Genomic DNA, 12,574 nt, shown 5'->3' with positions numbered 1-12,574 from the left:
CATTGTAGGAGCGAGCTTGCTCGCGAAAAACTCAATGGCACCGCAGTCATTCGGGTTGTACGCGGTGTTCTTAGGTTCTTCGCGAGCAAGCTCGCTCCTACAGGTAAGCGTCTGTGCCTTCAAAAAGGTGCTGGGCACTCGAAGCGCAGGCGCTCGCCGCTTTGCGGATGGGTGAAGCTGAGCATGCTTGCATGCAGGCACAGGCGTGGCCAGGCGGCCAGGGCTTGTTCATGGGCATACAAACCATCACCCAGCAACGGATGCCCGATGGACAGCATATGCACGCGCAACTGGTGCGAGCGCCCGGTGATCGGTGTCAGTTCCACGCGGCACCAGTCGCCGCAACGCTCCAGCACTTTCCAGAAGGTCAGTGCATGTTTGCCGAACTCATGGTCGACCACATGGCGGGGCTTGGTCGGCGGGTCGTAGCGCAGGGGCAGGTCGATGCTGCCGCTGTCCAGTGCCGGTTGGCCCCAGGCCAGGGCGGTGTAGGCCTTTTCTGTTTCGCGGTCGTGAAACTGGCGGGACAGCTCGCGGTGGCTATCCGCGTCCCGGGCCAACAGGATGATCCCTGAGGTTTCCCAGTCCAGGCGATGGACGATACGGGCTTCGGGGTAGCCGTTTTCCTGCAGGCGGGTGATCAGGCAGTCCTTGTTGTCATCGGCGCGGCCAGGCACCGAGAGCAGCAGGGTGGGCTTGTTCACCACCAGGACAGCGTCGTCCTGATGCAGGATATGGATATTGGACAGCGGCATTAAACAGCCTCGTAACAAACGCCAACGGCGGCTCCGCTGACTGCCCCCTCACCCTGTAGGAGCGAGCTTGCTCGCGAAGAACCTCAGAGCACCGCGTTTCACCTGAATGAACGCGGTGCCGTTGAGTTCTTCGCGAGCAAGCTCGCTCCTACAACAGCAGTACAGGGGCCAGGTAGCAGAGCCGCCGTGGCGACCGCCCGTTCGATCAACGATCGGGCAGGGTGATATTGAGTTCCAGAATCGAGCAGCTGCCGTCATTTTCCAGGGCGACATGCACGTCATCGTTGCCGATATTGACGTACTTGCGGATCACCTCGACCAGTTCCTTCTGCAAGGCTGGCAGGTAGTCCGGGGTGCTGCGTTGGCCGCGTTCGTGCGCCACGATGATCTGTAGACGCTCTTTCGCGACCGATGCGGTACTGGGTTTTTTGTTGGCGCGAAAGAAGTCGAGAAATTTCATTGTTTAGTTGCCTCCAAAGATACGCTCGAAGAATCCCTTCTTCTTGACATCGAGGAAGCGGTGTTCCACGGTCTTGCCCAGCAAGCGATCCACGGCATCGCTGTACGCCTGGCCGGCGTCGCTCTGGTCGTCGAGAATCACCGGTACGCCCTGGTTGGATGCCTTGAGCACGGCCTGGGATTCTGGAATCACGCCCAGCAGGGTCACGGCGAGGATTTCCTTCACGTCTTCAACACCGAGCATTTCGCCGTTGTTGACGCGCTCCGGGTTGTAGCGGGTGAGCAGCAGGTGTTCCTTGATCGGGTCCTGGCCTTCTTCGGCGCGCTTGGACTTGCTGGCCAACAGGCCCAGCATGCGGTCCGAGTCACGTACCGAGGACACTTCCGGGTTGGTCACCACGATGGCTTCGTCGGCGAAGTACATCGCCAGGTGAGCACCGGTTTCGATACCGGCCGGCGAATCGCATACTACGTATTCGAAGGTTTCCTTGAGCTCGGCCAGGACTTTGCCCACGCCTTCTTTGGTCAGCGCGTCTTTGTCACGGGTCTGGCTGGCGGCCAGCACGTACAGGTTCTCAAGGCGCTTGTCCTTGATCAGGGCCTGTTGCAGGTTGGCTTCGCCGTTCACCACGTTGACGAAGTCGTACACCACGCGGCGCTCGCAGCCCATGATCAGGTCAAGGTTACGCAGGCCGACGTCGAAGTCGACGATGACTGTCTTGTGGCCGCGCAGAGCGAGGCCGGTACCGATAGCGGCGCTGGTGGTGGTCTTACCCACACCACCCTTGCCGGATGTAACCACGAGAATCTTGGCCAAGGTGTTTCACCCCTAAGGAAAAAGGACTTTCGGTCCCTGAAAAACATCTCTTGAAACTCGCCGCAGGCGGACAGCCTTTGCAGGAAAAAGCCGGGGTTTCCATGGGAAAACACCAACTTCAAAAAAGTCCTACACAAGTCTTGCCGGTTTCGCTTTGCTATCAGAGTCTAGAGATGCTTGGAAAATGCGGCAGTATCCGTTAAAGACGGATGATGTTCAACACATCGCCCGACAGGTTGACCTGTACCGAAGCGCCCCACAGTGGATCGCGGCGCAAATCTTCGGAAACCTTGTACTGACCCGCGATGGAAACCAGCTCAGCGGTCAACTGCTGGCAAAAAATACGCGCCTTGGTATCACCCTTGATGCCGGCCAGGGCGCGTCCGCGCATCGGGCCGTATACATGGATGTTGCCATCGGCAAGAAGTTCCGCCCCCGGGCTGACCGAGGAGACCACCACAAGGTCGCCGCCCTGGGCGTAAATCTGCTGCCCGCCGCGCACCGGCGAGGTGATGATCTTGGTAGGCCTGATCGTAGGCTCGGGCGGTTTTTCCGGTTTTTTCTTTTCTTCGCCGACCGATGGTTCCAGCGCACGCTCGCGAGCGCCGGACGGTGGCAGTACTGGCAGTTCAATGGCGATGGCGGCGGCAATGTCTTCGATGCGGCTGGCGCGGATGGCCAGTGTACGCAGGCCATGGGAGCGGCATACGCGCATCAGCCCGGGCAAATCAATCACGCCCTGGCCGGCCGGCAGCTTGTCCAGGGCCAGCACCAGCGGGGCGTTGTTGAAGAAGTTCGGCGCCAGGGCGACCTTGGCGGCCAGTTGGCGGTCCAGGGCGTCGAGGTCATTGCGGGCCAGTTCCAGCACGGTAATGGCGAGCATGCTGCCTTTTAGCTGGAACACGGGATCTTGGTCTAGCGGTTCGGTTTGGCTCATGGTCGGCGAAAGCGGCTTGTCACGAAAAGTGTCGAGACTTATAACGAGAACACTCACCCGCCGCAAGCCGAGTCGAACCGTTGTAGAATGCGCGGCCCTTGTCTTTACCGGAATCTGTAATGGATCGCCCGCGTTTTCGAGCTGTATTTCTTCACCCGCGTTTTTGGCTGTTATGGCTGGGGCTCGGCCTGCTGTGGCTGGTCACTCAATTGCCGTATCGGGCGCTGTTGACCATTGGTCGCCTGCTGGGCGCGGGCATGTACCGCGTGGCCGGTGATCGTCGCCGTATCGCGGCGCGCAACCTCGAGCTGTGCTTCCCGGAAAAATCCGCCAAGGAACGCAAACGCCTGCTCAAGGAAAACTTCGCTTCCACCGGCATCGCCTTCTTTGAAATGGCCATGAGCTGGTGGTGGCCCAAGCCGCGCCTGGCGCGCCTGGCCCATGTCGAAGGGCTGCAGCACCTCACGCAGGCGCAGTTGGAAGGCAAGGGCGTGATCCTCATGGCGCTGCACTTCACCACCCTGGAAATCGGCGCGGCGCTGCTGGGGCAAAAGCACACCATTGACGGCATGTACCGCGAACACGGCAACCCGTTGTTCGACTTTATCCAGCGCCGTGGCCGCGAACGCCACAACCTCGATTCCCTGGCCGTGGAGCGTGACGACGTGCGCGGCATGCTCAAGCTGCTGCGCGCCGGCCGGGCCATCTGGTACGCGCCAGACCAGGACTATGGCGCCAAGCAAAGCATCTTCGTGCCGCTGTTCGGCATCCAGGCCGCCACCGTCACCGCCACCAGCAAGTTCGCCCGCCTGGGCAAGGCGCTGGTGGTGCCGTTTACCCAGGAGCGCCTGGCTGACGGCAGCGGTTACCGCCTGGTGATCCATGCGCCGCTGACCGACTTCCCGGGTGAAACCGACGAGGTCGACTGCCTGCGCATCAACCAGTGGGTGGAAGCCTCGGTGCGCGAATGCCCCGAGCAATACCTGTGGACGCACCGCCGGTTCAAGAGCCGGCCAGCGGGTGAGCCCAAGTTGTACGAAAAGCGCCGTCGATAACCCCAACCCCTTCTCACATGGAGTGACGCAATGCGCCCAGCGGAACCGGTCACAGGCCTGATTCTTTCCGGCGGCGGGGCGCGCGCGGCGTATCAGGTGGGGGTGTTGGCGGCGATTGCCGAGTTGCTGCCTGCGGGGGCAGCGAATCCTTTTCCGGTGATCGTCGGCACCTCCGCTGGCGCGATCAATGCGGTGAGCCTGGCCAGTGGCGCCAGCGATTTTTCCGCGGCCATCCAACGGCTGACGGCCTTCTGGCAGGGCTTTCGTAGTCATCAGGTGCTGCGCAGCGACTGGCCGGGGGTGATGCGCCAGGCCAGTCGTTTCCTGATCCACAGCCTGCTGGGCCTGGGCGCCCAGGTGCCGGTGGCGTTGCTCAACAGCTCACCGCTGCGCGAGCTGTTGCAGGAGCGCTTGAACCTGGACGGCATCGACGAGGCGATCCGTCGCCAGCATTTGCAGGCGGTGGCGGTGACCGCGTTTGGCTATGAGTCCGGGCAAGCGGTGACCTTCTATCAGGGCGGCGGCACCATCGATGCCTGGTTGCGCCATCGGCGTATCGGCGTGCCCACCCAATTGACTGTGGAGCACCTGCTGGCCAGTTCGGCGATTCCGCTGCTGTTTGCCCCGGTCAAGCTTGGCCAGGAGTACTTCGGCGATGGCGCGGTGCGCCAGTCCGCCCCCATCAGCCCGGCCTTGCACCTGGGTGCCAGTCGCGTGTTGGTGGTGGGGGTGAGTGGCAACCCACGGGGCAATGAACCGTCGGTGCAACGCACCTACACCGGCCAGCAACCGACCCTGGCGCAAATTGGCGGGCACATGCTCAACAGCACGTTCATTGACAGCCTGGAAAGCGATATCGAGCTGCTGGAGCGCTTGAACCAGTTCAGCCGCGTCGTGCCTGCGGATGCGGCGGTACAGGGCCTGGCGCCGGTAGAGGTGCTGGTGATTGCCCCCAGCCAGCCCATCGATGAAATCGCCGCGCGACATCGCCAGGAATTGCCGGCGGCACTGCGTGTGTTTTTGCGAGGGCCTGGGGCGACCAAGACCAGTGGGGCGGGGGTGTTGAGTTATCTGTTGTTCGAGGCGGGGTATTGCAGCGAGTTGATCGAGCTGGGGCGCAAGGATGCGCTGGCCAAGCGCGAAGAAATCACCCGGTTCCTCGGCCTGATGCCGAACTGACTGTGGGAGCTGGCTTGCCTGCGATAGCGGTATGCCAGCCAACACTTCTGGCACAGACACACCGCGATCGCAGGCAAGCCAGCTCCCACAGGGAACCGCGATCAACCTTTAGAAGTGGTACTTGACCAGGAAGCTTGCTGTGTCCTGAGTCGTCTTGAAGGCGCCGCTGTCTTCAATCCCGTATTTGTTCTTCCAGTAGTCGTACTCAAAACCCACATACAACTGCTTATCGCCCCAATGCAGCGCCTTGCCCAAGTCGTATTTGACCTGTGGGTTGAAGTGCAGGTTGGCGTGGTAAGTGCCACGGGCGTTCTTGTCGTTGTCCACCACCCAGTCCATAAAGCCGTCGATCAACACGTCGGAATTGCCCACCGGAATCGTGTAAGACCACACCGGGGTGATCTGCCATACGCCGTCACCTGGGCGATTGCCTTCGGTCTGGCGCTGGTAGAAGTTCAACTGGAAGTAGTCGAAACCGGGGATGTTCAAATCGAATGCCGGGCCCAGCAAGTAGGACTCGTTATCGCCTTCGCCGAACTCGTAGGTGAAGGCCAGCAACACATCCTTGATTGGGCCGAATGACAAGTCCTTGTCCAGGATCTTGCCGAACGACAAGCGCGGGCTGAACTCGCCGTAGTAAGTGTTGGGCCCGACGTTGCCGTCTTCCTTGCCGTTGTAAAAGATACGGTCGAGGAAGAAGAAGTTGTCGCCATACTTCCACGCGTCGGCATGTTCGAAGGTGACGGTTTGCTGGATCTGCGGGTTGACGGTAAAGCTCTTGCCCCATAGGTAAGTCAGGCTGTTGTTTTGCCACTGCAACAAGTCACCAGCCACGGCTTGGCCACCGGCCAACAGCGATCCTGCCAGCATCAGGCCTTTGAACATAGGTTTCATTCGGTTGCTCCCGAGTTAAAGTTTTATGGTTTTTCTTCTACGCAGGCGCTCTGGTGTGGCGCCTTTTGGTTCGCTGCAAAAATCGTCTGTTCGGTCAGCTTTGATGCTTTTAGCAAGAGCTGCGCCAAGGTGTTCAAAAAGCCAAAAAATCCCCGTCGGCTGCAGCGAATGCAGTCGAATTCAGGGGACTTTTGCGCACTTTGGCAGCAAACATCAGGCCGGGATAAGTTGGCCTTGAGGTCAGCTTTTACATTCGCTGTTTTTTTTTGAGTCGATTCGAGCGGGCGCGGAGAATACTGGCTCCCAGGCCTGGGCTCAAGTGCGCTGTAACAGAGCGCGAGGGGCAAGAATGGGGCGCGGCGTATGGCCGGCCCCACGTCAAGGCTGTGCATGTGGGTGTTCCCTGTTTGTTGTTATTTTTGTACTAACAAAGGAATCAATGCGTATGGGCGACTTCGGGGCGCTCAGCGCCACCAAGGATGTTGAACAGAATGTTCAGCGACAACGCGCTGAGGGTCGCCATGGCGATGCCGCTGTGGGTAATCGGGCTCATCCACAACGGCAGATGTGCGAAGAACTCCGGGCGCACCACGGGGATCAGTCCCATGCCGATGCTCACCGCCACCAGCAACTGGTTACGCCGATCAGCGATGTCGGCTTCCTGCAGGATCTTGATCCCGGTCGCCGCCACCATCCCGAACATCGCAATCGCCGCGCCGCCGAGCACTGCGGGCGGAATCGACGCCACCAGATAGGCCGCCTTGGGCAACAGGCTCAGCACGATCAAGAATGCCCCGGCCATCAGCGTGACCGAGCGGCAGCGCACGCCGGTCATCTGCACCAGGCCGATATTCTGCGCGAAGGAGGAGTGGGTAAAGGTGTTGAAGAAGCCGGCAAAGAACGACGCGCCGGCATCACACAGCAGGCCGCGCCGCAGCATCTTCGGCGTGACCTCCTGGCCAGTGATCTTGCCCAGAGCGAGGAACATGCCGGTGGACTCGACAAAAATGATCACCACCACCAGGCACATCGACAGGATCGGCGCCAACTCGAACTTGGGCATGCCAAAGTGCAACGGCGTCACCACCTGCACCCACGGCGCCTGGGCCAGGCCGCTGAGGTCGACCATGCCGATCACACCACACAGCGCGTAACCCAGGCCCATGCCGATCAGCACCGAGATGTTCACCCAGAAGCCGCGCATGAAGCGGTTGATCAGCAAGATCGTGGCCAGTACCAGGGCGGCAATCGCCAGGTAGACCGGCGAGCCAAACGTGGCGGCGGCGCTGCCTCCGCCGGCCCAGTTCACGGCCACGGGAAACAGCGAAAGGCCGATGGCCGTGATCACCGTACCGGTCACCAGCGGTGGGAAAAAGCGCACCACCTTGGACATGAACGGCGCGATCAGCATGCCGAAGAACCCGGCGGCGATGGTCGCGCCGAAGATGCCCTGCAAACCGATACCGGGCATGCCGGCCATGGCGACCATGCTGCCCACGGCGGCAAAACTGGCGCCCATCATCACCGGCATGCGGATCCCCATCGGGCCGATACCGAACGACTGCACCATGGTGGCAATACCGGCTACGAGTAGGTCGGCGTTGATCAGAAAGGCGATTTCTTCACGGCTCAGGCCGGCGGCCTGGCCAATGATCAGAGGCACGGCGACGGCACCGCCGTACATCAGCAAGACGTGTTGCAGGCCTACCAGAATCAATTGCAAGAGGGGCAGCCGCACCATGGCGGGCGCGGCAGGAGTCTGCGTTTCTAACTGGGACATGCAACACCTCGAATCTTTTTATTTTTGTGTTGTTTGGCATTCAATTGCCATTTGGAACGCGATTTCAAATCACCGCGTATCCCCTGTGGGAGCGGGCTTGCTCGCGAAAGCGCCGGTTCAGTCACCTTAAGGGTTGAATGACACACCGCATTCGCGAGCAAGCCCGCTCCCACATTTGGATCTGCGTCAGACTGTCAGTTGGTGCGCGCCCCCTGGTTGATCCAGGTGCCAATCAAATCCCGCTCCTGCTGGGTCATCTGGGTAATGTTGCCCAGTGGCATGATCTGGCTGGCCACGGCCTGCGCTTGAATGCGCGCGGCTTGCTGCTGGATCTGCGCCGGTGTGTCGAACATCACCCCAGCCGGAGCGGTGCTGAATAGCGGGCTGGTGGGCTTGGCCGAGTGGCACACGGTGCAGCGTTGCTCGATCACGTGGTGCACCTGGCCGAAGTCCGTGGTGGCCTGGGCCGGTGCCGGTTCAGCGGCGGGTGCGGCAGGCGCGGCCGGTTTCAAGCCACCGCCCAAGGCGGTTTCCGGCAGGGGTTGGTACTCGATGGCAGCCGGTGCCTTGGCAATCGGCTCAGCGGGCTTGGGCCCGGTCACGTAGGCCAGGCTGATCATCGCCAAGGCGCCCACGGGCAAGGTCCACGCATACTTCTGGCTGTCATGCCGGGTGTTGAAGTAGTGGCGCACCAACACCGCCGCCACCGCGATCCCGGCCAGGATCAGCCAGTTGTATTGGCTGCCATAGGTGCTCGGGAAGTGGTTGCTGATCATGATGAACAGCACTGGCAAGGTGAAGTAGTTGTTGTGGCGTGAACGCAGCAGGCCCTTGGCCGGCAGCGCCGGGTCGGGCGTGCGGTTCTCGGCGATGGCCGCCACCAGCGCACGTTGGGCCGGCATGATGATGCGGAACACGTTACCGACCATGATCGTGCCGATCACCGCACCCACGTGTAGGTAGGCACCGCGGCCGCTGAACACCTTGCTGAAGCCGTAGGCCGCTGCAATCAACAGCACGAACAGGATCAAACCGAGCAGGGCAGGGCGTTTGCCCAGGGCCGAGTCGCACAGGAAGGAGTAGATGAACCAGCCGGCGAACAGTGAGCCGATGCCCAGCAATACGCCTTCGGTGCCGCTGAGGCTGCTGCCGGGGGCGAGCAGGTACAGCGTGGGGTTGAGGTAGAACACCACGCACAGCAGCGCGACGCCCGACATCCAGGTGAAATAGGCTTCCCATTTGAACCAGTGCAGGTTGTCCGGCATGGTCGGTGGGGCCAGTTTGTATTTTTCCAGGTGGTAGATACCGCCACCGTGGATCGCCCACAAGTCGCCGGCCAGGCCGTTCTTGGGGTTGACGCGATTAAGGTTGTTTTCCAGCCAGACGAAGTAGAAAGAAGCGCCGATCCAGGCGACGCCAGTGATCATGTGAACCCAGCGCACGCTCAGGTTCAGCCATTCCAACAGATGTGCTTCCACAGTCTTTACCTCTCGCCTGTCACCCTTGTTGTCGGGTGATCAGACCTTCTCTTATTGGTGGGGGGCGAGGATCAACCGCTCATCCTCTTTGAAAAAATGCTCATCGCAGTTATTGCCTGTGCCACTGCGATCAACCACCAGGAAGTCATCCCGCTTTTCGATCGTCAGCACCGGGTGGTGCCAGACGCCGCGATGGTAATTAATGCCCTGCCTGCCGTTGGTGACGAAGGCACGGACCAAGCCCGATACAGGTTCATCGCCAAGTGGCGCGACCACGATCAGAAAGGGGTTGCCGAGCAGCGGGATGAAAGCCTGGCTGCCCAGCGGGTGTCTCTCCAGCATGCACACAGTCAGCGGCATGTCCTGCGCATCGGCGCGGAAGATGCTGATGATGGCGTGGTCTTCCGGCTTCGCGGTTTCGACCGTGGCCAGTTTGTGAAAGCGCATGGTCGACCCGTTGTTGATCATGAAGTGGTCGCTGCCGTCGGTTTCGATAACGTCTCCGAAGGGGGCGAAGGCTTCTTTGGTCAAAGGTTCGATCATCAGTGTGCGCATGGCTGTCTTCTTGTCTTGTCTATAGATCGTTCCCACGCTCTGCGTGGGAACGCTGCCCTGGACGCTCTGCGTCCGCTGTGTGACGCGGAGCGTCACGGGGTGCATCCCCACGCAGAGCGTGGGGACGATCGGGTGTTATTTCGACACTTTGCCCAGGACACGCAGGCGACTCACACCACCATCCGGGAACACGTTCAAGCGGATGTGGGTAATCGGCCCCAGCGCCTTGATCTGCTCGGCGAAGGTGTGTTCGGCGTGCATTTCCAGCTTCTGTGCCGGCAGCAGTTCGCGCCAGAACAGCGATTGGGTTTCGATCTGGCTGTCGGTGCCGCCTTTCACAAAGGCGCCCTGGATCGAGCAGGTGTCCGGGTAGTTGCCCTTGAAGTGCAGGGTGTCGACCACGATTTTCTCGATCTCGCCCGGGTGGCCCAGAGCTACGATCACCCAGTCATTGCCTGGCGTGCGACGACGCGCGGTTTCCCAGCCGTCGCCCATGTTGATGCCACGGCCCGGGTTGAGGATGTTGCTCATGCGGCCGAAGTGTTCGTCGGAGCAGGCCAGGGCACGGCCCCCATTGAGCGCGGCGGCCAGGTCGACCTGTTCGTTGTCGCCCACCGAAGACCAGTCGCGGAACGGCACACCGTACACCCGCAGACGCGCTACGCCGCCATCCGGGTAGATGTTGAAGCGCAGGTGGCTGAACGCCTGGTCATTGTTGATCTCGTGGTAGTGATGGCTGTTGCCTTGCAGCTCGACGGCCGACAGCACTTCCACCCACTGGGTGTTGGCATCCGGCTCGCCCGAGGCCAGGAAGCAGGCTTCCAGGGAGGCCGACGGCGGGAAGTTGCCGGTGAAGAATGAAGTGTCGATGTCCACGCCTTTGATCGAGCCCGGTACGCCCAGGCGAATCACCGCGCTGTCGTAGCCTTCGAAGCGCTTGCGGCGTGATTCCCAGCCGTCCATCCACTTGCCGTTGTCATCGAAAACGCCCTCCTTCCACACGGCCGGGGTCGGCTGGAACAGGCGGTTGGCGTCAGCGAACCAGTCATCGGTCACCGAGATGATCTTGGTGCCCAGGCGGGCGTCGGCCAGGTTGACGAACTTTTCGAAAGGTACGGCGTAAGCTTTCATTCTTCTTGTCTGCCTTAGATAGAGTGGCTGGGGATGGACTGCTAGAGGGTCAGTAAACGGAACAACGCGATCTTGTTGATCTCGTCCAGCGCGCACTTGAACTCAGCGTCTGCCGAGTTGTGGATGCGCGTTTCGAACGCGGCGAGGATCTGGTGCCGGTTGCTGCCTTTTACCGCCATGATGAAGGGAAACTTGAACTTGGCTTTGTAGGCCTCATTCAGCTCGGTGAAGCGAGAAAACTCTTCGGCCGTGCATTGGTGAATACCCGCGCCCGCTTGTTCATCGGTGCTGGCTTGGGTCAGTTGGCCCTGGACGGCCGCACGGCCTGCCAGGTCCGGGTGAGCATTGATCAGCGCCAGTTGCGAGGCGTGATCAGCGCTCAACAGGATATCGCTCATGCGCTGGTGCAGGGTTTCGATCTGGTCGATCGATGCGTCCTGGCCCAGGTCGAAGGCCTTTTCGGCCACCCATGGCGAGTGTTCGTAGATATCGGCGAAGGCCTGGACGAAGGCGTCGCGGCTCAAGGTCGAAGGTTTCAGGGTTTGGAACGCAGTCATTTCGCCGCTCCCGGGAAAGGGTGGGTTTGGTGCCAGTGACGGGCGATGTCCACGCGGCGGGTGAACCACACCTGGTCATGGCCTTTGACGTATTCAATGAAGCGCTTGAGCGAGGCCAGGCGTGCCGGGCGGCCGATCAGGCGGCAATGCAAGCCGATGGACAGCATCTTCGGCGCCTCGGCACCTTCGGCATACAGCACGTCGAAGGCGTCCTTGAGGTACTCGAAAAAGTCGTCGCCCTTATTGAAGCCCTGCACCTGGGTGAAGCGCATGTCGTTGGTGTCCAGGGTGTAGGGGATCACCAAATGCGGCTTGCCGTTGGGGGTGTTGGGTTCCCAGTAGGGCAGGTCGTCGTCGTAGGTGTCGCAGTCGTACAGGAAGCCACCTTCCTCCATCACCAAACGGCGGGTGTTGGGGCCGGTGCGGCCGGTGTACCAGCCCAGTGGGCGTTCGCCGGTGAGTTCGGTGAGGATGCGAATGGCTTCGAGCATGTGCTCGCGCTCCTGGGCCTCGTCCATGTACTGGTAGTCGATCCAGCGGTAGCCGTGGCTGCAGATCTCATGGCCGGCCTCGACCATGGCGCGGATCACATCCGGATGACGCTGGGCGGCCATGGCCACGGCGAAGATGGTCAGCGGGATGTCGAATTCTTTGAACAGCTTGAGGATGCGCCACACGCCGGCACGGCTGCCGTACTCGTACAGCGACTCCATGCTCATGTTGCGCTCGCCTTGCAGCGGCTGGGCCGAGACCATTTCCGAGAGGAAGGCTTCTGACTCTTTGTCACCGTGCAGAATGTTGCGCTCGCCGCCTTCTTCGTAGTTGAGTACGAACGACAACGCAATGCGTGCCTTGCCCGGCCAGTGGGGGTGAGGAGGGTTACTGCCGTAACCGATCAGGTCGCGTGGGTAGTCAGCGCTCACTGCAGTCTTCCTTCTTGTTCGTGGTAGCAAATGTGTGGCGGCCGGGCAGTGGAA

The 12,574-nt window shown here is 60.9% G+C and carries 14 protein-coding genes; 2 read left to right on the top strand and 12 right to left on the bottom strand.

The features are described from left to right. Positions 1 to 119: 119 nt before the first annotated feature. From ACWHXD_RS21285 to minC, 4 genes are all read right to left on the bottom strand, one after another. Entirely contained in the window at positions 120 to 755 is a 636-nt protein-coding gene (locus tag ACWHXD_RS21285; protein ID WP_032895998.1) for an RluA family pseudouridine synthase, read from the bottom strand. A 205-nt stretch (positions 756 to 960) separates the two neighbouring features. Beyond that, positions 961 to 1,215: a cell division topological specificity factor MinE gene (gene minE / locus ACWHXD_RS21280; RefSeq protein ID WP_003175252.1), complete on the bottom strand. Its 255-nt coding sequence runs from the start codon at positions 1,213 to 1,215 to the stop codon at positions 961 to 963. Positions 1,216 to 1,218: 3 nt separating this feature from the next. After that, positions 1,219 to 2,031, bottom strand: coding sequence for a septum site-determining protein MinD (gene minD / locus ACWHXD_RS21275; protein ID WP_003192835.1), 813 nt, complete (start codon positions 2,029 to 2,031; stop codon positions 1,219 to 1,221). A gap of 199 nt (positions 2,032 to 2,230) precedes the next feature. Next, on the bottom strand, positions 2,231 to 2,968 hold the full coding sequence (gene minC, locus ACWHXD_RS21270) for a septum site-determining protein MinC (protein WP_032895999.1): 738 nt from the start codon (positions 2,966 to 2,968) through the stop codon (positions 2,231 to 2,233). Positions 2,969 to 3,087: 119 nt separating this feature from the next. Here minC and ACWHXD_RS21265 point away from each other — a divergent pair, with 119 nt between their 5' ends. Further along, the gene (locus ACWHXD_RS21265; protein ID WP_138762442.1) at positions 3,088 to 4,023 is read left to right on the top strand and encodes a lipid A biosynthesis lauroyl acyltransferase; all 936 of its coding nucleotides are present in this window, start codon (positions 3,088 to 3,090) and stop codon (positions 4,021 to 4,023) included. Between the two features lie 30 nt (positions 4,024 to 4,053). Next, positions 4,054 to 5,202, top strand: coding sequence for a patatin-like phospholipase family protein (locus ACWHXD_RS21260; protein WP_138762441.1), 1,149 nt, complete (start codon positions 4,054 to 4,056; stop codon positions 5,200 to 5,202). A gap of 108 nt (positions 5,203 to 5,310) precedes the next feature. Here ACWHXD_RS21260 and ACWHXD_RS21255 read toward each other — a convergent pair whose 3' ends face one another. From ACWHXD_RS21255 to puuE, 8 genes are all read right to left on the bottom strand, one after another. Next, on the bottom strand, positions 5,311 to 6,096 hold the full coding sequence (locus ACWHXD_RS21255) for an outer membrane protein OmpK (protein ID WP_003192827.1): 786 nt from the start codon (positions 6,094 to 6,096) through the stop codon (positions 5,311 to 5,313). 23 nt (positions 6,097 to 6,119) lie between these two features. Then, a complete protein-coding gene (locus tag ACWHXD_RS21250; RefSeq protein ID WP_138762440.1) occupies positions 6,120 to 6,488 on the bottom strand; it encodes a hypothetical protein in 369 nt (122 codons plus the stop codon). A gap of 44 nt (positions 6,489 to 6,532) precedes the next feature. Then, positions 6,533 to 7,876: a nucleobase:cation symporter-2 family protein gene (locus ACWHXD_RS21245; RefSeq protein ID WP_138762439.1), complete on the bottom strand. Its 1,344-nt coding sequence runs from the start codon at positions 7,874 to 7,876 to the stop codon at positions 6,533 to 6,535. A 194-nt stretch (positions 7,877 to 8,070) separates the two neighbouring features. Further along, positions 8,071 to 9,354 (bottom strand): urate hydroxylase PuuD, encoded by a 1,284-nt coding sequence (locus tag ACWHXD_RS21240; RefSeq protein WP_003192825.1) that lies wholly within the window; start codon positions 9,352 to 9,354, stop codon positions 8,071 to 8,073. Between the two features lie 51 nt (positions 9,355 to 9,405). Next, on the bottom strand, positions 9,406 to 9,909 hold the full coding sequence (locus tag ACWHXD_RS21235) for an ureidoglycolate lyase (protein ID WP_003192823.1): 504 nt from the start codon (positions 9,907 to 9,909) through the stop codon (positions 9,406 to 9,408). 135 nt (positions 9,910 to 10,044) lie between these two features. Then, on the bottom strand, positions 10,045 to 11,040 hold the full coding sequence (alc, locus tag ACWHXD_RS21230; RefSeq protein WP_014719294.1) for an allantoicase: 996 nt from the start codon (positions 11,038 to 11,040) through the stop codon (positions 10,045 to 10,047). A gap of 41 nt (positions 11,041 to 11,081) precedes the next feature. Beyond that, positions 11,082 to 11,597, bottom strand: a complete 516-nt coding sequence (gene uraD, locus ACWHXD_RS21225) for a 2-oxo-4-hydroxy-4-carboxy-5-ureidoimidazoline decarboxylase (RefSeq protein WP_116667581.1) — start codon at positions 11,595 to 11,597, stop codon at positions 11,082 to 11,084. Beyond that, the gene (puuE, locus tag ACWHXD_RS21220; RefSeq protein ID WP_032896005.1) at positions 11,594 to 12,520 is read right to left on the bottom strand and encodes an allantoinase PuuE; all 927 of its coding nucleotides are present in this window, start codon (positions 12,518 to 12,520) and stop codon (positions 11,594 to 11,596) included. The genes uraD and puuE overlap by 4 nt, the downstream gene beginning before the upstream one ends. Positions 12,521 to 12,574: the final 54 nt, after the last annotated feature.

The sequence above is a fragment of the Pseudomonas fjordensis genome, from assembly GCF_976987115.1.
The sequence above is the reverse complement of the archived record's forward strand: the minus strand, read 5'-3'. Positions and strand labels throughout refer to the sequence as shown.